This is a genomic window from Modestobacter sp. VKM Ac-2978, assembly GCF_026968025.1.
Classification (GTDB): Bacteria; Actinomycetota; Actinomycetes; order Mycobacteriales; family Geodermatophilaceae; genus Modestobacter.
In genome coordinates, this window is sequence record NZ_JAPVBP010000001.1 from 150,405 (window position 1) to 170,165 (window position 19,761).

The following is a 19,761-nucleotide window of genomic DNA, read 5'->3' on the forward strand; positions in this document are numbered from 1 at the left end:
TCCGCGCGGGCGTTGCGCTCGCTGATGTCCTCCGCCATGCGTGCGGACGCCGCGCGCTGGGCACCCACCTGCCGTGCGGCACCCCGGACCGCCCCTCGAGAGGAACACAGCGTGTTGACGCACGGCTCACGGACCCACGTCGCAGGGAACGGCAGCCGGTGATCGAGTGGTTGCTGCTGTTCGCCGCCGTCCTGCTCGTCGCCGCCAACGCGCTCTTCGTCGCCGCTGAGTTCTCGCTCATCGCCGCCGACCGGGTCACGCTGGAGCGCGAGGCGGACGCCGGCGACCGCCGGGCGGCCGGCGTCGTGGCCGCGATGCGGTCGCTGTCCACCCAGCTCTCCGGCGCCCAGCTGGGCATCACCGTGACCAGCCTGGTCGTCGGGTTCATCGCCGAGCCGTCGCTGGCGACCCTGCTGCGCGGGCCGGTGGGGCTGACCGGGCTGGGCGACGGGGCGGTGACCGCGATCTCGGTCGGGCTGGCGCTCGCGGTCGCGACCGGCGTGCAGATGGTGTTCGGCGAGCTGGTGCCGAAGAACTGGGCGATCGCCGAGCCCACCCGGGTCGGCAAGGTCGTGGCCGGGCCGCAGCGGGCCTTCACCACCGCCACCCGGCCGCTCATCGCCTTCCTCAACGGGTCGGCCAACCGGCTGCTGCGCCTGATGGGCATCACCCCGACCGAGGAGCTCGCCTCGGCCCGGGCGCCCCAGGAGCTGGCGTCCCTGGTCAGCCGGTCCGGCCAGGCCGGCACGCTGGACGTGGGCACGGCCGACCTCGTCGCCCGGTCCATCCAGTTCGGCGACCGGACGGCGGCCGACGTGATGACGCCGCGCCCCCGGGTCCGCTTCCTCAGCGCCGACCAGTCGGTCGCCGAGCTGCTGCAGCTGGCCGCGTCGAGCGGTCACGCGCGGTTCCCGGTCGAGGGGGAGAGCGTCGACGACGTCATCGGGGTGGTGCACTTCAAGCACGCGATGAAGATCCCGGCCGCGCAGCGGGCGACCCGCACGGTCGGTGAGGTGATGGTGCCGGTGCGCGCGGTGCCCGAGACGGTGGAGCTCGACCCGCTGTTGGAGACCCTCCGTGAGCCGGGGCTGCAGTTCGCCGTCGTGGTCGACGAGTACGGCGGCACCGCGGGCATCGTCACCCTGGAGGACCTCATCGAGGAGATCGTCGGGGAGATCGACGACGAGCAGGACGCACCGGTCACCCGGCAACGTCGCGCACCGGACGGGTCGTGGGTGCTCTCCGGGCTCCTCCGGCCCGACGAGGCCGGCGACGCCGTCGGTCTGGAGCTCCCCGAGGGCGAGGGGTCGGAGACGCTGGGCGGACTGCTGACCGAGCGGCTCGGCCGGCTCCCGCAGGTCGGCGACCGCGTCGTCCTCCAGGCCCACGACGTCGCCCACCCCGACCCCGACGGCGTCCCCGTCCCGACGGAGGTGGCGGTGACGGTGACCCGGCTCGACGGGCACCGGGTCGACCGCGTCCGATTGCGGCGGACCGGCGGCGCGACCGCTGCCTCCCGCACGGAGCACGCACTGACGACAGAGGAGGTCGGCCGATGAGCGACACCGTCGCCATCCTGGTGGGCCTGGCCCTGCTGGCCGGCAACGCCTTCTTCGTCGGGGCGGAGTTCGCGCTCGTCTCCGCGCGCCGCACGCAGATCGAGCCGCGTGCCGCCGAGGGTGCACGCGGCGCCCGGACGACGCTGAAGGCCATCGAGAGCGTCTCGCTGATGATGGCCGGCGCCCAGCTGGGCATCACGGTCTGCTCGCTGGGGCTGGGTGCCGTGGGTGAGCCCGCCGTCGCCCACCTGCTGGAGGGACCGTTCGCCGCGGCCGGCATGCCCGAGGCGCTGGTGCACCCGGTGGCGTTCGCCATCGCGCTCACCGTCGTGGTCTTCCTGCACATGGTGCTGGGGGAGATGGTGCCGAAGAACATCTCGCTGGCCGGCCCGGAGCGCGCGGCGCTGCTGCTCGGGCCGCCGCTGTACTGGGTCGTCCGCGTGCTGCACCCGCTGATCTGGCTGCTCAACCAGGTCGCCAACCTGGTGCTCCGCGTCCTGCGCGTCACGCCGCAGGACGAGGTCAACTCCACGTTCACCCGGGACCAGGTGACCGGCCTGATCGGGGAGTCGCACCGCGAGGGGCTGCTGGACGAGCGCGAGCACCAGCTGCTCACCGGCGCCCTGCAGTTCGACGAGCAGCGGACCGCGGACGTCGCGATCGCGACGGCGGACCTGGTCACCGTGCCGTCCCGGATCACCGTGGGCGAGCTCGAGGAGGTCTGTGGCGCCACCGGCTACTCGCGCTTCCCGGTGGTGGACGGCGACGGCGACCTCGAGGGCTACGTCCACCTCAAAGACTTCCTCGCCGTCCCGGTCGAGCAGCGGGACTCACCGGTCGACCCCGCGCTCATCCGCCCGCTCGCCGGTGCGACGACCGACCAGGGGCTGCGGGAGGTGCTGGCGACCATGCAGCGGGAGGGCGCCCACCTGGCGGTCGTACGCGACGCCGACACCGGCCGGACCGTGGGTGTGGTGGCCCTGGAGGACGTGCTGGAGGAACTGGTCGGCGAGGTGCGCGACGCCGCGCAGACCGTGGCGGCCGGGCGCCGGTAGGGGGACGTCCCCCCACCGGCGACCACGGTCAGCTGTGGCGCGACCCCCGGGACGAGCGGTTGCGCCGTCCGGCGCCCCCGCCGGTGTTCGCGGTTGGGGCGGGGCGACCGTCGGAGCGACCGCGACCGCCACGACTCCCCGCCGGCCGGGAGCGCTCGGCGGCACCCCGGCCGGACCGCGGGCCGCTGCACGGGCGGCAGGTGGTGAACCACGGGGCGATCGAGGTGCCGCACTCCGTGCACGTGCCCGAGCGGCCGATGGCGATCGCGTCGGGCAGCAGCTCGGTGATGGTCTCGGCGCACGCCTCCTCGAGCTCGGCGGCGTCGTCGCTGTCCAGCCCGGCCACGCCGGGGAACTGGCGGAGCAGCGTCTGGGCGTCCCGCGCGGCGGCCGCGGCCTGCTCGTACTCCTCGACCGAGCCCTTGACCGGGTACTCGGGGAGCACGGTCGCCACCGGGACGGGCAGGCCCACCGCGTGCTGCAGGGCGGCCCGGGCCAGCACCAGCCAGCGGGTGCGCCGCGGCGGGTTGTAGTCGATGGCCAGGTTGATCAGCCGCCACACCGTCTGCAGGTCGCCGGCCTCGCCGAGCGGCCCGCGCAGCATCGGCAGCAGGGCGTGCACGCGCAGCACCAGGCCGGTGACGTCGTCGGCGGTCATGCCCTCGCCCTGGGTCGCCACCCGCGCCCAGGCCATCCAGCGGGTCAGCGCCTCGGGCAGGTCGACCGCCTCGTGGGCACCGAGGTCCTCCAGCTCCGGGCGGAGCCGGGGCCGGCGCTTGGGCAGGTCGCTCATCTCGTCACCCCGGGCCACTGCGGCACCGGCACCGACCAGCGCGCCGACCGGCTTGAGCCCGGCGACCCCGATCAGGATCCCGGTCTGGCCGTGCCCGGTGAGCCCGTACCGGCCGGCGCGCCCGGCGATCTGGGCGACCTCCCAGGTGCGCAGCGGGCGCAGCTCCTGGCCGTCGAACTTGGTGGTCTCGGCGAACAGCACCGTGGTGGCCGGCACGTTGATGCCGTGGCCGATGACGTCGGTGGTCACCAGGACGTCGAGCTCGCCGCGGGTGAACCGGTCGATGACCTGGCGACGGGTGGCCGGCGGCAGCGCGCCGTACAGCACGCCGACCTTGCCCGGCCGGTGCTGGTCGAGCTCGGCGGCGACGGCGTAGACGGCCTTGCGGGAGAAGGCCACGACCAGCGTCTGCGGGCGGACGGCGTCGGTGCGCACCGGGGCCTTGAGGACGTCGAGGCGGGAGAGCCGCTTGTGGTTGACGACCTGCACCTGCTGGGCGTCGGTGACCAGCGGCTTGAGCACCAGATAGGCCTCGGCGGCGGAGATGAGGTGCATCTCGCGGTACTCGCCGGTCAGCAGCAGCCGGGCCCAGTGGTGGCCGCGGTCGGGGTCGGTGACCCAGTGGGACTCGTCGAGGACGAGCAGCTCGCCGCGGTCGGGGGCCTTCTCCACGGTGCAGCAGACGATCGCCGCGTTGGGGTCGATCTCCTCCTCGCCGGTGGACAGGCCCACGGTGCCCGGCGGGAGCTGGGCGGAGAGCTTGGCGTAGGCCTCGTGGGCCAGCTGCCGCAGCGGGGCGGCGTAGACGCCCGAGCCGGTGGCGGCCAGCGCCTGGAGCGACTCGTAGGTCTTGCCGGAGTTGGTCGGGCCGAGGTGGAAGACCACCTTCTCCGGGCGGGTGGCGCGGGTGGGGAGCTCGGGCGCGGCGCCGTCCACCCAGATCTGCTGGGCGCGCTTCTCGTCGCGCGCGGCCACCCGGTCGGCGTCACGGGAGGCGGTCTCGCGGGCCGCGCTGCGCTCACGGCGCCGGGTGGGGGAGTGCTGGGGGCCGGTCACAGGCAGGGAGTGTCCTTCGCTGAGGGATCAGGCGGTGGGAGGTCGACGCGCACGTGCGCGGACCGTCGCTGGGTGGAACACCGCCAGCGCGCCCATCATGCCCTATTGCGAGACTGGAGACCATCGTGCCGTTTCACTGGCACAACTTGGGGTGAGCGGAAGTGGAGCGGCTCCACACTGAGCGAGTCCTACGTCTGGTAATGCCGAGGACCGGCACATTCGTCAGCAGATAACGATCAGGTAACGCGACGCACCATCGGCTCGGCGGCGCACAGTCGGCTCCCGGGTCGGTGCCAGGTTCCGTGCAGCGCCCGGACCTCCGGGTAGACGCGCCCGGCGTTCCGGGCACCCTCACCTGGAGTTCGACGTGCGTCTCACGTCTCCGGCCCGTCGTGCGGCCGGCCTGCTGGCCGTCACCACGATCGGCCTGTCCACCGCCGTCCTCAGCGTCACCGGCGTCGCCTCGGCCGCCCCGCTGGAGCCCTTCGACTTCACCACCGACACCGACGCCACCTACAGCCAGGACGAGCTCGCGTCCCTCACCGTCCCGGACGGGTACTGCAGCATCGACTGGCTGGTCTACGGCGCATCCGGTGGCTCCAGCGAGAACTCGTTCGGTGTCGACGGGGGCGGCTTCCAGACCATGACGACCGTGGTCGCCGGCGACGTCTTCGCCTTCACGGTCGGCGAGCAGGGCGGGGACGCCGAGCCCGGGACCCCGGAGACCTACGAGCAGGACGGCGTCACCGTCCTGCAGCCCGCGGTCCCCGGCACGCCGGGTGCGGGGGGTGCCCCCGGGGGCGCGGCCGGCACCGGCAACGACGCCGACGGCCTGGGAGGTGGCGGGGGCGGGCTCACCACGGTGACGAAGAACGGCGCGTCCTTCATGAGCGCCTTCGGTGGCGACGGCGGGTCCGACGCGGGCAAGCCCGCCAACGGCGGCGCCGGCGCGGGCAACGAGGCCGACGTCTTCCCGGCCGACCCCGACGCCGATGACACCGTCGCCGGCAGCGGCCCCGGCGCCGTGACCGGCATCGTCATCCCCTGTGCCGTCCCCGCACCCCCGGCGCCCGTGGACACGCAGGTCACCGGCGCACCGCAGGCCAAGTGGGTGTACGGCGTCAAGAACGGCCTGGACTTCCAGCTCACCACGTCCACGGTCGCCTCCGACGACCTCGTCAAGGGCGTGGAGTACAGCCTCGACGGTGGCACCACGTGGACCGCCGTGACCACGGTCAACCAGGGCGACTACCAGTACGAGGGCACCATCACGGGCCTGACGACCGGCAAGACGTACTCGGTCACCTTCCGCTTCGCCACCGCCAAGGGCCACACCGCGGCCTCCTCGGTGCTCACCGGGTCGCCGGCCGTGCCGGGCCCGGCTGCCGTCACCGCCGTCGCCGGCGCGTCCCAGATCAAGGTCAGCTGGACCGCACCGGAGAACGCGACCGGCGTCGCCGGCTACCGCGCCTTCGCGGGTCCGCAGGGCCAGCAGTCCTCGGACGGCAGCGTCTTCTGCATGCCGACGACCGCGCTCGGCACCTCCTGCGTCCTCGGCGCCACCCCCGGTGTCGTGTACGTCGTCGGTGTCGAGTCGCTGGACGCCGACGGCAACCGGATCGGTGTCTCCGACCGGGTGACCACCGAGGCCGTCCCGGCCACTGCGGTCGCCGCCTCGCTGCCCAAGGCCGATGGCACCCTGACCAGCGACGACGCCGACGGCAAGGTCGTCGCCGGCGAGAAGGTCACCATCTCCGGCAAGGACTTCCTGCCCGGCTCCACGGTCCAGCTGCTCGTCTACTCCGACCCGGTCTCGCTGGGCACGGTCACCGTCCTGTCCGACGGCACCTTCAGTGCCACGGTGACCCTGCCGAAGGACCTGGCGAACGGCGTCCACCACCTGGTGGCCACCGGTGTCGACGTGAACGGCAACGTCCGCAACCTGGTCGTCGAGGTCACCGTCTCCGGAGGCACCGCCGTCCTGGCCTTCACCGGCTTCTCGCCGCTGCCGTTCGTCGGCGCCGGTGTGCTGGCCCTCGGGGTCGGTGGCGGTCTGCTCGTCGCCTCGCGCCGCCGCGCGCAGTAACCCGCTCCACTGCACCACTCCGGCCCCGTCCCGCATGCGCGGGGCGGGGCCGGACCCGTTCCAGGCCGGGGCGTTAGCCTCAGACCGCCAGGAGGGCTCGCCTAGTGGCCGATGGCGGCGGTCTTGAAAACCGCTAAGAGTTCACAGCTCTTCGTGGGTTCGAATCCCACGCCCTCCGCTGACCTGCGCGTCCGCGCGTGGACTGGACAGCGCTGACGTCGCTCGGACATTCGCGCAGCCAACATGCAGCCATCGCAGCGGGTGCGGCTCCTCGTGTGCCTCCATGCAGCTCAGCCGTCGATCACGGAGAGCGACGCCCGCCCGGAACGTGCGGCTCCGCCAAGCAGAGGCCGTCTTCGTCTTCTGAGCGGCGGGGGCGCTAGGTGGCTGGCCTGCCGTCGCCCCTCACCCGCGGCGTGCTCCCTCGCTGGCCGGCGCCCCTGAGCCCGCTCAAGCGCCCTGCCGTCGGCTGAGGCGTGCGCGTCGCCCAAGGGCGCGCTTCGGTTCGCCGTCGAGACCATGACCACCGACCCCCGGTCGCTGTCGCGGTGGCTGTCGGGGCAGTCCAACGCCGCCCAAGACGGGGCGAGCGCGGACCTGCCCATCGAGGCCCCCGGCCTGTGGTCGACGGTCAAGGGCGAGCCGACGCTGACCAGCGGTGAGCAGCTGAGCGACGGCGGCTGCCGGTCGCGCTGTTGGGCCACGTCGCCGGAGCGATCGAAACCGGGTTCCACAAGGGCACCTGGCGCAACCCGAGCGCCGGCGAGCCGACCATGTTCGCGCCCGGAGGCCAACGGGAGCGGCCCACAAACGTCAGAGGCCGGAGGATTCGGGCCGTTGATTTCGGGCACGGGTTCTGGGCCGGTTGACCCGTCGGACGACCTGCGCAAACGCCCGACGAGTCCAGTGGTCCGAAGAGCGGCCCAGAAACGGGTGGTTGTGAGCCGGTGTTTCGGAACCCCTTTCTGGTCACTCGCAGCGAGCCGGCCGATTTCCGCTAGTCGCGTAGCCGATGGTGCGCCTAGAACATCACTTGCCGGAAGAAGCCATGTGGCTGGCCGTCGACCTCGATGAGCAAGACGCCTGGGCCCTCGCCATCGGGAGGCCGACTGCAACTGCTCTGCGGCGGCATCGGTTGCTGGCTGTTCCGAGCGCCGGATGCGCGGTGGCCGGTGGGTTGGGTGCAAGCTCGGCCAGGTGGCGAACTGCACGGTGACAATCACCTACATCGTCGAGGTCCTGGACGAAGAACAGCTGTCGACCGCTGGTGCTGCTGCCTGGAATGGGTCAGCCGCCGAAGGGTGGGCGGTCCGGTCCGATGGCGAAGCAGTAGCCGAGGGTGCCTCAGGAGAGGCCGACGATGTGTCGCTGACTCCGGAGGCGTCCCTGGCCCTCGTCACCGGCCAGTTCGCCTATCCCTCAGTTCCCGGCGTCCGCTTCATCGGCATGTCGACTGACGCCCAACCGCGCTGAGTTACCGGTCACCCGCAGCCACCCTCGGGCGTTGGATGCGTACGAGGCGCTCGCGCCGCCCCCTGGGTACTGATCGGCCCGAAAACGGTTCGGTATCGGGCAGTCCGGAAACGGGCGATCTTGATCAGCGCCCTAGCCGAGCCGTCCGGTTCTGGCAGGCGCACCTGGCGCGCGCTGAGGTAGCGCATGATCTTCCCTTCGATCTGGTGGCGTGTGAGGACATCGCTCGATTCGATCGGTGGAGAACTCGCTCAGCAGGGCCCGTTTCCTCGTCAGGGCGTGGGCCCGGCGGCTGTGGTGAGCCGTTGGGCCAGCGCCCGCAGCATCGGCCGGAGGGCGTCCGGGCCCTCGACGTGGAAGGGCAGGTCCATCGCGGCGAGCAGTCCGGGCACCCAGTCCAGCCGCTCCGCCCGGATGAGCACGCGGACCCGGTCCGAGTCGTCGGGATGCTCCTCTACGGTCGCCAGCGTGGCGGGCAACGACCGGCGCACCTGCTCGGCCGTGCCGTCGACGATCAGGTAGACCAAGTGCTGCCGGGGCGCCTCGGCGATGGCGGTCACGACCGCGGCCGCCCCGTCGAAGCCGGCAGGGACCTCGAACGTGCCGGGCAGCAGCTCGATCGCCGCGACCCGATCCATCCGGAAGGTGCGCGCCTCCCCGGTCGATGCGTCGGCGCCGGTCAGGTACCAGCGTCCGGCGTGCGCCACGATCCCGTAGGGGTGCACGGTGCGCCGGCTGGCCCGCCCACGGCCGTCGACGTAGGCCAGGTCGACCGCGCGGCGGTCGCGCGCCGCCTCGGCAACGGCTAGCAGGGTCGTCGTCTCGGCCACCTGCGGCCCCGGTGCGGAGGTGGACCCCGCGGTCTGCAGTACCGCCTCCAGGCGGTACGACAGGGCCGTCGGGAGCACGCGCCGCAGCTTGGCGGCGGCGCTCTCGACCGCCAGGACCGACGTGCTGACGAGTCCGGCGCGGCGGCCGGCGACCAGCCCCAGGACGACGGCGAGCGCTTCCTCCCCGGTGAGCATCAGCGGCGGCATCCGGTACCCGGGGACCAGCCGGACGCCGCCGTAGCGGCCACGCACCGTCTCGACCGGTATCTCGAGGTCGACGAGGTGGCCCACGTAGCGGCGGACGGTCCGCTCGTCGACACCCAGCCGGGCCGCCAGATCGCCCACCGTGTGCATGCCACCGGTCTGCAGGATCTCCAGCAGGGCCAGCACCCTGGCCGTGGGACGGGTCACGCAGACATCGTCGCCCAAACCGGGCGGATCTTGTCCGGTAGCGCTCCTAGCGTGCCGGACATGACGCAGCCACCGCCGCCCCCCGCCCGCCCGGCCCTGGTCTCGATCCGGGTCATCACCGACGACGTCGCCGGCCTGGCCGCCTTCTACGAACAGGTCACCGGCGCCCCCGTCGCGTGGTCGACCCCCGACTTCGCCGAGCTGCGGACCCCCATCGGGACCGTGGCCATCGGCAGCACGCGCACCGTGGCCTTGTTCGGGGCCGGGTCGGCACGGCCGGCGGACAACCACACGGTGATCGTCGAGTTCCTCGTCGAGGACGTCGACGCCGAGTACGTGCGCCTCCAGGAGTTCGCACCCGAGTTCGTCAACGAGCCTACGACCATGCCCTGGGGCAACCGCTCACTCTTGCTGCGCGACCCCGACGGCAACCTCGTCAACCTCTTCACCCCGGTCACGCCGGAGGCCCGGGCGCGAGCCGGACGGTGACGGCCCGTCCACTTCGTGGGGATGGGGAGAGCCGTGGCGGACCCAGTCCGTCGCCGGGCCTTCAGTCCACTTGTGGGACGGTGGCAGCGCCTGGGCAGTGCGGCAACGGTCACGGTCGGGAGGAACGACGAAGGGCGTGGTGGATGAAGCTCGGGCTGGCTGTCTCCCAGGCGACGCTGCGGGGTGCGCCTGACTCCGGTGTCCCCCTCGGCGCCGCCGCGGACGCCGGGCCAAGGGTGCTGGGCGGCCCGAAAACGGTCCGGTAGTGGTCAGTCCGTTAACGGGTGGTTGTGAGCTGCAGTTTCGGAACCCGTTTCTGGTCACGCAGAGCAGGATGGCCGTTTCCGCTAGTTGCTCTCGGCAGAACGGCCAGTAGCAGGCCGGTCGGCCGCAGCAGGACGCAGCGCTCACCTTGGGCCACTGGCGGCTCTGCATGCCGAGAACGCTGATGTACCGGTCAGTCCGCTAACGGGCGTTCGAGCTCTTGGGCGGCGTGGCGAGCTCGGACTTCGTTGGGGCGGGCGGACGGTCCGCGCCCGGGACACGCCGGGAAGTCCGGCCAGAAGCTACTAGACAGGCGCTCTGAGTAGAGGCACTATCAAGGTGTGCCGACCGGACCGCAGCCCAGCGAGTGGCTCCGCGGGGTCCTCGAGCTGTGCGTCTTGCGGGTCATGGCTGATGGGCCCACCTACGGCTATGCCATCGCCGGTCGGCTGGCCGACGCGGGCTTCGGCGACATCAAGGGCGGCACGCTCTACCCGCTGCTGGCCCGGCTCGAGAAGAACGAGCTGGTCATCGTCGACTGGCGGACCGGTGACACCGGTCCGGGGCGCAAGTACTTCACCCTCACCGACGCCGGCCGCGCCGAGCTGGAGCACGGCGTCACCCGGTGGGAGGCGTTCTCGGCCCGGGTCGGCGTCCACCTTGCCGCGGGCGGCAACGCCTTCGTCCACTCCACCCACTCCTCGAGGAGTTCAGCATGAGCGAGTCCCCCGGCGTGCAGGCTGCACCGCAGGAGGTCTGGGAGCGTCCGTTCGTCCGGGCCCACAAGGAGTGGTGCAGTGCGTTCGTGCTCGAGCTGCGGCTGCGAGACGTCCCCGGTCCGGTGATCGGGGAGCGCCTGGGCGAGGTGGAGGGCCACTGCACGGAGACCGGTGAACCCCCATCGGCAGCGTTCGGTGATCCCACCGACTACGCCCGGGAGATCGATGCGGAGAGCTCTCCCGAGCGCGTGTCCGGGGTGTGGACCATCGCCGCCCTCGGCGCCGGTCAGGTGCTGGCCATGCTCGTGGGCACCGCTGCGGTCCGAAACTGGGTCAGTGGTGAGCCACTGACCTACAACCTGGTGCAACTCGGCTGTCTCGCCGTGGTCGCGGCCGCGCTGCTGTGCCTACCTCGAGTGCTGCGCCCGCTGATGGCGCGCCCTTGGGTGTTGGGCACCGCCCTCTTCGCCCTCGTCGCCGTGGTCGCCGCGGCTGGTGTCGGAGCCGCAGCAGCCAGTGGGACTTCGTCAGCGACCGTTGTTCCGGTGTCACCGGCAGTGATCGCGATCGGGCTCTTCGTGGTGGTGCTCGCCCTGTCCTGGCTCGAGTACCGCGAGCTGACTGGTGACTCCGCCGACGATCTCGTCACCTCCCCTCTCGCCCCTGAGCCGCGAGCGAACAGGGCAGCCCAGCGATCAGGCTGGATCGCCTTGGTGCCGGCCCTGATGATCCCCACCTATTACCTTGCGGTGGGGATCCTCTCCTGGGTCTTCGGCTGAAGCACGTGAACCAGTCCGACGGCGTGCCGCGTTGAGGCGACAGCGTTCCGCCGGCAGTTGTCGGACTGGTCTCGATCTGATCGCCTGCCGTCGCTGAGTCGCGCACGACGCGTGCCACCAGCCAGGGCGACACGCGCGAAACGCCTTTCCATCACCCGCGGGCTCTCGAAGGTCGCCCGGCTCTCCTGGCACACCGGGTGAGGCAATCGTGAACCGCACCCGCAGGGGCGCCAGCGCTTGTCGTCCCGAAAACGGTCAGGTTTCGGGCAGTCCGTTGACGGGCGGTTCCGGTCAGCCGGGTTGGGACGAGGTCACGCAGTGTGCCCGGTGGTGGGGAGGCCTTCACATTGCTGTTCGACCGGCACCGAGGCGGGACGTTCGCCGTGGCCCTGTTCGGCGTGCCCCTGCTGTGCGCGGCCGGTGCCCTCTGGACCGACCGTGCGGGCCGTGGGACGGCCGCCCCGGTCCTTGCCGGCGTGCTCGCGGCTGTGTCGCTCGGGTGGTCGCTGATCGTGGCGCTGGGCTTCGCCCAGCTCCTCCTGCCGTCTTTGCTCATGGTGACGGCCACCTTCGTGTCCTGGGCCGACCGACGTCCCGACCGCACCGCGCCGCTGGCTGGCTGAGCGAGACCGGGCGGCGTCATACCAGCGTGGTTGGCGCCCGGAGCGCGATGCCACGGCGACCTGGGACCCACGGCGGCCGGGCCGGGTACCCGGAGAGCCGCTCATCGCCGCACGGGCGAGCTCAGAGGTTGCTGGTCGGCCTTGGCTCGCGGCCTCCTCTGTCCTGCCTTCGGTCTACGCGGTCGGCTGCACCATCATCGGTGCGCGGAAGTGGGCGAAGGGGCTCGCGGTCGCCGGCTGGATCGGCGGGCCCCTGATGTGGCGGCAGGATCTCCAGGCCGCCGTGGCGCCACATCCAGGCGTAGGCGTTCCGGTCGATCAGCGGTGTCCGGTACCAAAGTCGCACCCACAGCGGCACGCGGTCGAGGTCTGGTCGCACACCGTGTTCCGGAGGAAGCCAGTTCCATCCCGGCAGCACTCCGGGCGGTGGCACCCAACTGCCCGGGCTGAACTGCGTCATACGGTGCCCTCCTGCCACGCTTGCTTGCCGATCGTCGCCTCCGCTGCAGCGGAACATCCCAGTAGCGCACCGCGTGATCGTGAAGCGAACATCAAGGCGCCGTAAGAGCTGTTCTGTCAGCTTGCGCAAGAGGAGTCATCGTCGGTTGCTCGGGACGCTACTGGCCGAACGTGTAGCGCAGGTTGGCGTTGATGAGCTCGTTGATCCGTCGTCGCATGTGACCCAGCAGTGAGGCGTCGGGCGGTGGTTCCTTGACCAGCAGCTCCCAGCTCAGGTCGGTGCCGTAGCCGCTGCGATCACCGGGCAGCTCGAACCGGATCCGCGCCTCGGGTCTGCGCTCCACAGCGATGACCAGACCACCAGGTCTGGCTTTTCGGCTGTGAGGATGTCGGGCTGCAGCTCGTCATCCAGCAGCAGCAATCACGGACGGGCGAGGTCGTGGTTCGGCGTGGTCAGCGCTTCGTAGAGCACGTGCGGTGGCGCCGGCTGGTTGCGCCGGCGTGAGCCGACCGTGATCACGAGACCAGCGAGGGACTGGGTCCGTCGGGTCCGTCCGGCCCGGTCGTCCAGATGGTGAGGGCGGTGCCAGGGGGCGCGGTTGTGCCTGGTGCGGGCCGTTGTGCGGTGATCAGGCCGGTCAGTGCGAGGGGTGGTTCGCCGCTCACGCTCACCAGCGAAAGCCCGAACGGTCCGGCGACCATGAGGGCCTCGGGGACCGTCAGCCCGGTCACGGCCGGCACTGCTACCAGCGCCGCGCCTGCCAGCTCTCGCATGGGCGTTGCCAGCTTGGCCTTGGCTCGTCCTCGACCCACGGGATGGACCTCCTGTGCCGCTGGATGGCGCGGGACCCCGCCGATACGGGGGTACCGGCGGAGGCTGGCTTCAGCGTAGGGGTGGGAGTCAGAAGGGCGGGGTGGTCGCGCCTTCTGGCTGGACGTTCCACGCCGGCGTCCAGCGGCCTACGGCGAAGGCGAATCCGGGCGCGGTCTCGCGGTGGTATTCGACGTAGCCGAGCCAGCCGTCGCCGCGTTCCTCGCTCTGCGCCCAGGCGTGCAGCAGCGCGGGCGTGTGCCATTCACGGCCCCACCGGACACGTACGGGCATGGGCGGGTCGAGGATCCGGTCGGCTTCCTCAAGGGCTGTAGGGAGGTTGTCCCAGGAGGTGACTCGCAGGTGCTCGAGCGTCGACCGCCCGTTTCAGATACAGAACAGCACGGACCGATCAACTCCCTGGCCGTGCCCGCTACGTGCCCGTAGGACGGGCACGGGAGGGTCAGCGGGGGTGACTGACGGCGAGTCCCATCAGCGCGCTGAGCTGCAGATACTGCGGAAAGAACACGTGAGAGGAGTGCGTCGGAGCGATCTTGGGAACCGCTGAGAGTTCACAGCTCTTCGTGGGTTCGAATCCCACGCCCTCCGCATCACCGCCGGCCGTGCCGCCGGTACCGGGCCGATGTGCCCAGGTCATCCGCAGGTCTCGTTCTGCTCACCCGCGCGCCACCCCCTTGACAGTTGTTTGTAAGGACGGTTGCCTAACAAATGTGACCGCCGTCGCAGACACTCCGCAGCACCGACGAGCCCTGCGCTCGACCGCGAAGGTGCTGCCCGAGCACGCCCGGGCGAGCAACCGGTCGATGGTGCTCCAGCTGCTCCTCCACGCCGGGCCGCGGTCGCGGGCCGAGCTGGCCCGGGCGACCGGCCTGACCCGGGTGACGATCTCCGACCTCGTGTCCTCCCTGCTCGCCCAGGGCCTGGTCACCGAGCTGGGTCAGCAGGCCGACGGCAAGGTCGGCAAGCCCGGCACGCTGGTCGGCCTGGACGCCGAGGCCTTCCAGATCGTCGCCGTCGACCTGGCCGACGACGAGCGGGTGCACGGTGCCGTGCTCGACCTGTCCGGCGCCGTCCAGGAACGCCGGACGGCGGCGGTCGGCGGCCGCACCGGCGCCGCAGCGGTCGAGGTGCTGCTGGAGCTGTGCCGGGAGCTCGTCGCGGCGACCACCCGCCCGGTGCTCGGGGTGGGCGTGGGTTCCCCCGGCGTCATCGACCCCTCCGGCCGGGTGCTGCAGGCCCCCAACCGCGGCTGGTACGACCTGCCGCTCGCCGAGCAGCTGAGCGCTGCGCTGGAGCTGCCGGTGCACGTGGCCAACGACGCGGACACCGCGGCCCTGGGCGAGTTCACCTGGGGCGGCGCCTCCGGCAACGGCCTGCTGGTGCTCACCGTCGGCGGTGGGGTGGGCGCCGGGATCGTGCTGGACGGCGCCCTCGTCCAGGGCAACGAGCACGCCGCCGGCGAGCTCGGGCACGTGACCGCCCTCGACGAGCGCGACGAGCACGACCAGGCCCCGCTCGGCCGCCCCGAGCCCTGCGCCTGCGGGCGCCGCGGCTGCCTGGAGACGGTGCTGTCCGTGCCGGCGATGCGCCGGCGGATCGCCGGGCTCGACCCAGCCGCCACCGACGCCGCGCTGGCCTCGGTCGGGCGCCGGCTGGGGATCGTGCTGGCCCCCGTGGTCAGCGCCCTGAACCTCTCCGAGGTCGTTCTCTGCGGCCCGGAGGAGCTGTTGGGTGGGCCGCTGCGTGAGGCGGCGCTGGCCACCCTGCGCGAGCGCACCATCCCGGTCGTCAGCAGCCACGTCCAGCTGCGGATGACCTCGCTCGGCGAGCACGGCGCCCTGTCCGGGGCCGCCGTGCTCGTGCTGTCCGGTCAGCTCGGGGTCACGTGAGGACCCCGAGCCGACCCCTGCACGTCGGGAGAGCACGCCCCCTGGAACGGCGCTGTCCGGCACCGTCCGCGCATCGGGAAGGAACCCCAACATGAAGAGGGTACGCACGAGAGGCCTGGCTGCTCTGGCCGCCGGGATGCTGGCACTGACCGCCTGCGGCGGCGGCGAGGACGCCGCCGAGGCCGGCGGTGAGAGCGGTGGCGAGCTGCGGCTGTGGCTGGCCGGCTCCGACACCCCGCAGGAGCTCCGCGACCACCTCGTCGAGACCTTCGAGGAGCAGCACCCCGACTCGACGCTGGTGATCGAGGAACAGGACTGGAACGGGCTGGTCCCGCGGCTGCAGACGGCGCTGACGTCGGAGAGCCAGACCCCGGACCTGGTCGAGCTCGGCAACACGCAGAGCCCGACGTTCACCTACGCCGGCGCCTTCAGCGACATCACCGACATGTACGAGGAGCTGGGCGGCGAGGACCTGCTGCAGGGCTTCGTCGACGCCGGCACGGTCGACGACACCCTCTACGCGGTGCCCTACTACTCCGGCGCCCGCGCGGTCTTCTACAACAAGGAGCTCTTCGCCGCCGCCGGGGTCGAGGTGCCCACCACCCTGGCCGAGTTCACCGAGGTCGCGCAGACGCTCCAGCAGGCCAACCCGTCCGGGCAGCCGGGCTTCTCCGGGTTCTGGCTGCCCGGGCAGGACTGGTACAACGGCGTCGCCTGGTTGAACAGCCACGGCGGCGAGCTGGCCGTCGAGGAGGACGGCGAGTGGACCGGGGCGCTGTCCAGCCCCGAGTCGCAGGAGGGGCTGGCCGAGGTCCAGGAGCTGTTCACCACGGCCACCAGCGCACCGCGGGACGCCGACTCCGACGAGCCGTGGATCGCATTCAACAACGGCGAGGCGGCGATGTTCTCCGCCCCGACCTGGGCGCGCTGGAGCATCAACCTGCCCGAGTGCAACAAGGGCGTGGCCGCCGACGACGAGTCCGAGGCCGCGAAGGCGCTGCTGGACGAGCAGCAGGCGTGCAACGAGGAGAAGACCGGCATCTTCGCCCTCCCCGGTCTCGAGGAGGGCTCGGTCGCGCCGGTGTTCTCCGGTGGCTCGAACATCGGCATCCCGGCGAAGTCGGGCAACCAGGAGCTGGCCCGGGACCTGCTGCGGATCATCTTCAGCCCCGAGTACCAGACGATGCTGGCCGAGAACGGGCTGATCCCGGGCAACACGGAGTACGCCGACGCGCTCGGCGACGACGTCTACGCCCAGGCGGCGCTGGCCGCTGCGGTCGACGCCGAGCTCACGCCGCCGGCCGAGAAGTGGGCCGACGTCGAGGGCGCCCGGATCCTGGAGGACCTCTTCCAGGAGATCGCCAGCGGCACCGACCCGGCCACGGCCGCGGCCGAGGCGGACCAGCTGATCACCGACACGCTCAACTGACCGCCTGACCCCGTCCGCCGGGGGCGCGACCGCGCCCGCCCGCCGTCCGGCGCCCGCGCGCCGCGATCGCGTCCCCGGCCCGGCCCGGTCCTGCCCGGATCCAGGAGCCCGCCATGTCCGCGCCACCCGCACCTGCCGCGACCGCACCCCCTCCGCCCCGCACGTCGCCCCCGGCGACGGGGAGCACCTCCGCGGCCCCGCTGCGCCGCCGCCGTCGGCCGCTCCGCTCCCGCCTCGTGCCCTACCTCCTGCTCGTCCCGGCCCTGGTCCCGCTCGGGGTGGGGCTGGGCTACCCGCTGGTCCGCCAGTTCGTCTTCTCCTTCCAGGAGTACGGCCTGGCCCAGCAGTTCGGCCGCCCGGCCGAGTGGGTCGGCCTGGACAACTACGTCACCCTGCTCTCCGACCCCTACGTCTGGGGGGTGATCGCCCGGTCGATCGCCTTCTGCCTGGTCAACGCCGCGCTGACCATGGCGCTGGGCATCGCCCTGGCGGTGCTGATGACCAAGGTCGGTCGGGGCGCCCGGATCACCCTGCAGGTCGGCATGCTGCTGGCCTGGGGCACGCCGGTGCTGGCCACGATGACCGTCTGGCAGTGGCTGTTCGACTCCCAGTACGGCGTCGTCAACTGGGTGCTGGCCGAGCCGCTGGGGATGGAGGGGCAACGCGGCCACTCCTGGCTGATCGAGCCGCTGTCCTTCTACGCGGTCGCCACGGTGATCGTGGTCTGGATGAGCGTGCCGTTCGTCGTCTTCACCGTCTACGCCGGGCTGCTCCAGGTGCCCGAGGAGTGCATGGAGGCGGCCCAGCTGGACGGGGCGAGCAGCTGGCAGCGGCTGTGGGGGCTGGCGCTCCCGATGATCAAGCCGGTGCTCTTCGTGGTGGCCCTGCTCCAGGTGATCTGGGACCTGCGGGTGTTCACCCAGATCCACGTGCTGCAGCGGGCCGGTGCGCCGACCCGGGAGACCCACCTGCTGGGCACCTACATCTACTCGCTGTCCAAGGAGTTCTCGATGGCCGGGGCGATGGCGACGATCATGCTGGTGATCACGCTGGTGCTGACCACCGCATACATCCGCCGGATGCTGCGCGAGGAGGAGGCATGACCTCCGTCGTCCCGCCGCCGGCCACTGCGGTGCCGGCCAGGGCCCGGGAGGTGCCCGCCCGGCGTCGGCCGCGTCGCCGGGGCACCGCGGCCCGCCGGCTGCTCGACGTGCTGGCGGTGCTGACCGCGCTGGCCTGGGTCTTCCCGGTCTACTGGATGATCAACAGCGCGTTCCTGCCGACCAACCGGCTGCGCACCCCGGAGCCGTCGTTCCTGCCCTTCGGCGGCACCCTGGCCAACTTCCGCCGGGTGCTCACCGACCCGTCGTTCTACGACGCCGTCAAGGTCTCCCTCGCCGTCACCGGGCTGACCCTGGCCGCCGCGATCCTCTTCGCCTTCGTCGCGGCGCTGGCGATCAGCCGGTTCCGCTTCCGGGGCCGCAAGAGCTTCGTCGTGACGGTGCTGGTCGTGCAGATGATCCCGGCCGAGGGGCTGTTCATCTCCCAGTACCAGATGCTGGACACCTGGCAGCTGGTCAACTCGGTGGTGGGCCTGTCGATCGTCTACGTCGCCGCCGTCCTGCCGTTCACCGTCTGGATGCTGCGCGGCTTCGTCAGCGGGGTGCCGATCGAGCTGGAGGAGGCCGCGATGATGGACGGCCTGTCGCGGACCGGCGCGTTCTTCCGGATCACCTTCCCGCTGCTCGCGCCCGGGCTGGTCGCCTCCGGCGTCTACGGGTTCCTGCAGGCCTGGAACGAGTACACCCTCGCGCTGGTCGTGATGACCGACCCGGCCGAGCGCACCCTCCCGCTGTGGCTGCAGGGCCTGGTCGAGGCCAACCGGGCCACCGACTGGGGGGTGGTCATGGCCGGCGCCGCGCTGATCACCGTGCCGGTCATCGTGTTCTTCCTGTTCGTCCAACGGCGGATGAGCTCCGGTCTGGTGGCCGGGGCGGTGAAGGGGTGACCGCGCTCTCGGCAGGCGCGCGCGGGTGCACGGTCGGGCTGGACATCGGCGGCACCAAGGTGCTCGGGGTGCTGCTGGACGACGCGGCGACGGTGCGGGCCAGCGTGCGGGTGCCCAGCCGGCCGGGCACCGAGGGGGTCGTCGGTGCCGCGGCCGAGGTCGTCGCGCAGCTGTGCCGCACCGCCGGCATCCCCCCGGGCGAGCTGACCGGGGTCGGCGCCGGGGTGCCCGGGCTGGTCGCCCCGCTGACCGGCGAGGTCTCCCACGCGGTGAACCTGGGCATCTCCGACGAGCCGGTCGCGCTGGCCCCGCTGCTGGCCGACCGGCTGGGGGGTGTGCCGGTCGCCGTGGAGAACGACCTGAACGTCGCCGCCGTCGGCGCGGCCCGGGTGCTCGGCCTGCGCGGCGACCTGGCCTTCCTCTCCCTGGGCACCGGGGTGGCCGCGGGGCTGCTGCTCGGCGGGGAGCTGCGGCGCGGCCACCGCGGCGGCGCCGGGGAGATCGGGCACATCCCGTACGACCCGGCGGGCCCGCGCTGCCCGTGTGGTCAGCGGGGCTGCCTGGAGCTCTACGCCTCCGGGGCGGCGCTGGGCGCGGCCTGGCCCAGCCGCACCGGTCGGCCCGCGGCCGTGGAGGTGTTCGGGGCGGCTGCTGCCGGGGACGCCGCCGCCGTGCGGGTCCGGGACGCCTTCGCCGGGGCGGTCGCCGCCGCCGTCCGGCTGCTGGTGCTCACCTGCGACGTCGAGCACGTGGTGCTCGGGGGCGGGGTCGCCGAGGTCGGTGCCCCGCTGATGGCGGCGGTGGCGCACCAGTGCCGGCGGCAGGCCTCCGGATCGCCGTTCCTGGACAGCCTGCAGATCGCCGACCGGGTCCAGCTGGTGCCCGACGGGGTCCCGGTGGCCCCGATCGGGGCCGCGCTCGCCGTGCGGGACCGGGTCGCCGCCGGCGGACGCCGCCCGGTGCCCACCCCGTCGTGACCGGTCCGGCGGCACCCCCTTCCCCCGACG

General features: G+C 72.4%; 18 protein-coding genes and 1 tRNA gene. 14 read left to right on the forward strand and 5 right to left on the reverse strand.

Annotated features, from left to right (window positions below; genetic code table 11):
* Window positions 1–158: 158 nt before the first annotated feature.
* Both O2W53_RS00705 and O2W53_RS00710 read left to right on the forward strand, forming a co-directional pair.
* Window positions 159–1,559 (forward strand): hemolysin family protein, encoded by a 1,401-nt coding sequence (locus O2W53_RS00705; RefSeq protein ID WP_269161124.1) that lies wholly within the window; start codon window positions 159–161, stop codon window positions 1,557–1,559.
* On the forward strand, window positions 1,556–2,614 hold the full coding sequence (locus tag O2W53_RS00710; protein ID WP_269161125.1) for a hemolysin family protein: 1,059 nt from the start codon (window positions 1,556–1,558) through the stop codon (window positions 2,612–2,614). The genes O2W53_RS00705 and O2W53_RS00710 overlap by 4 nt, the downstream gene beginning before the upstream one ends.
* 28 nt (window positions 2,615–2,642) lie before the next feature.
* Here the strand turns inward: O2W53_RS00710 and O2W53_RS00715 are convergent, their stop codons facing one another.
* Window positions 2,643–4,463, reverse strand: a complete 1,821-nt coding sequence (locus tag O2W53_RS00715) for a helicase-related protein (protein ID WP_269161126.1) — start codon at window positions 4,461–4,463, stop codon at window positions 2,643–2,645.
* A gap of 367 nt (window positions 4,464–4,830) precedes the next feature.
* On the opposite strand from O2W53_RS00715, the gene O2W53_RS00720 reads away from it, so the two are divergent.
* From O2W53_RS00720 to O2W53_RS00730, 3 genes are all read left to right on the forward strand, one after another.
* On the forward strand, window positions 4,831–6,549 hold the full coding sequence (locus O2W53_RS00720; protein WP_269161127.1) for a hypothetical protein: 1,719 nt from the start codon (window positions 4,831–4,833) through the stop codon (window positions 6,547–6,549).
* A 90-nt stretch (window positions 6,550–6,639) separates the two neighbouring features.
* Window positions 6,640–6,727, forward strand: a tRNA-Ser gene (locus O2W53_RS00725).
* 1,019 nt (window positions 6,728–7,746) lie between these two features.
* Complete coding sequence (locus tag O2W53_RS00730) at window positions 7,747–8,022, forward strand: hypothetical protein (protein ID WP_269161128.1); 276 nt, start codon at window positions 7,747–7,749, stop codon at window positions 8,020–8,022.
* A gap of 272 nt (window positions 8,023–8,294) precedes the next feature.
* On the opposite strand, the gene O2W53_RS00735 is transcribed toward O2W53_RS00730, so the two are convergent.
* Window positions 8,295–9,263, reverse strand: a complete 969-nt coding sequence (locus O2W53_RS00735; RefSeq protein ID WP_269161129.1) for a helix-turn-helix transcriptional regulator — start codon at window positions 9,261–9,263, stop codon at window positions 8,295–8,297.
* A gap of 60 nt (window positions 9,264–9,323) precedes the next feature.
* Here O2W53_RS00735 and O2W53_RS00740 point away from each other — a divergent pair, with 60 nt between their 5' ends.
* The 4 genes from O2W53_RS00740 to O2W53_RS00755 all read left to right on the forward strand — a co-directional run bounded on the left by O2W53_RS00740 (window position 9,324) and on the right by O2W53_RS00755 (window position 12,137).
* Window positions 9,324–9,752 (forward strand): VOC family protein, encoded by a 429-nt coding sequence (locus tag O2W53_RS00740; RefSeq protein WP_269161130.1) that lies wholly within the window; start codon window positions 9,324–9,326, stop codon window positions 9,750–9,752.
* A gap of 605 nt (window positions 9,753–10,357) precedes the next feature.
* Window positions 10,358–10,735, forward strand: coding sequence for a PadR family transcriptional regulator (locus O2W53_RS00745; protein ID WP_269161131.1), 378 nt, complete (start codon window positions 10,358–10,360; stop codon window positions 10,733–10,735).
* A gap of 86 nt (window positions 10,736–10,821) precedes the next feature.
* Entirely contained in the window at window positions 10,822–11,514 is a 693-nt protein-coding gene (locus O2W53_RS00750; protein ID WP_269161132.1) for a hypothetical protein, read from the forward strand.
* Between the two features lie 383 nt (window positions 11,515–11,897).
* On the forward strand, window positions 11,898–12,137 hold the full coding sequence (locus O2W53_RS00755) for a hypothetical protein (protein WP_269161133.1): 240 nt from the start codon (window positions 11,898–11,900) through the stop codon (window positions 12,135–12,137).
* A 617-nt stretch (window positions 12,138–12,754) separates the two neighbouring features.
* On the opposite strand, the gene O2W53_RS00760 is transcribed toward O2W53_RS00755, so the two are convergent.
* The 3 genes from O2W53_RS00760 to O2W53_RS00765 all read right to left on the reverse strand — a co-directional run bounded on the left by O2W53_RS00760 (window position 12,755) and on the right by O2W53_RS00765 (window position 13,701).
* Window positions 12,755–12,940 (reverse strand): hypothetical protein, encoded by a 186-nt coding sequence (locus tag O2W53_RS00760; RefSeq protein WP_269161134.1) that lies wholly within the window; start codon window positions 12,938–12,940, stop codon window positions 12,755–12,757.
* Window positions 12,941–13,112: 172 nt separating this feature from the next.
* Window positions 13,113–13,370 (reverse strand): PASTA domain-containing protein, encoded by a 258-nt coding sequence (locus O2W53_RS23850; RefSeq protein WP_442929265.1) that lies wholly within the window; start codon window positions 13,368–13,370, stop codon window positions 13,113–13,115.
* A gap of 127 nt (window positions 13,371–13,497) precedes the next feature.
* On the reverse strand, window positions 13,498–13,701 hold the full coding sequence (locus O2W53_RS00765) for a hypothetical protein (RefSeq protein WP_269161135.1): 204 nt from the start codon (window positions 13,699–13,701) through the stop codon (window positions 13,498–13,500).
* 437 nt (window positions 13,702–14,138) lie between these two features.
* Here O2W53_RS00765 and O2W53_RS00770 point away from each other — a divergent pair, with 437 nt between their 5' ends.
* From O2W53_RS00770 to O2W53_RS00790, 5 genes are all read left to right on the forward strand, one after another.
* The gene (locus tag O2W53_RS00770; RefSeq protein ID WP_269161136.1) at window positions 14,139–15,317 is read left to right on the forward strand and encodes an ROK family transcriptional regulator; all 1,179 of its coding nucleotides are present in this window, start codon (window positions 14,139–14,141) and stop codon (window positions 15,315–15,317) included.
* A 91-nt stretch (window positions 15,318–15,408) separates the two neighbouring features.
* Window positions 15,409–16,746 (forward strand): extracellular solute-binding protein, encoded by a 1,338-nt coding sequence (locus O2W53_RS00775; protein ID WP_269161137.1) that lies wholly within the window; start codon window positions 15,409–15,411, stop codon window positions 16,744–16,746.
* A 113-nt stretch (window positions 16,747–16,859) separates the two neighbouring features.
* The gene (locus tag O2W53_RS00780; protein ID WP_269161138.1) at window positions 16,860–17,849 is read left to right on the forward strand and encodes a carbohydrate ABC transporter permease; all 990 of its coding nucleotides are present in this window, start codon (window positions 16,860–16,862) and stop codon (window positions 17,847–17,849) included.
* Window positions 17,846–18,754, forward strand: coding sequence for a carbohydrate ABC transporter permease (locus O2W53_RS00785; RefSeq protein WP_269161139.1), 909 nt, complete (start codon window positions 17,846–17,848; stop codon window positions 18,752–18,754). The genes O2W53_RS00780 and O2W53_RS00785 overlap by 4 nt, the downstream gene beginning before the upstream one ends.
* On the forward strand, window positions 18,751–19,731 hold the full coding sequence (locus tag O2W53_RS00790) for an ROK family protein (protein ID WP_269161140.1): 981 nt from the start codon (window positions 18,751–18,753) through the stop codon (window positions 19,729–19,731). The genes O2W53_RS00785 and O2W53_RS00790 overlap by 4 nt, the downstream gene beginning before the upstream one ends.
* Window positions 19,732–19,761 lie beyond the last annotated feature (30 nt).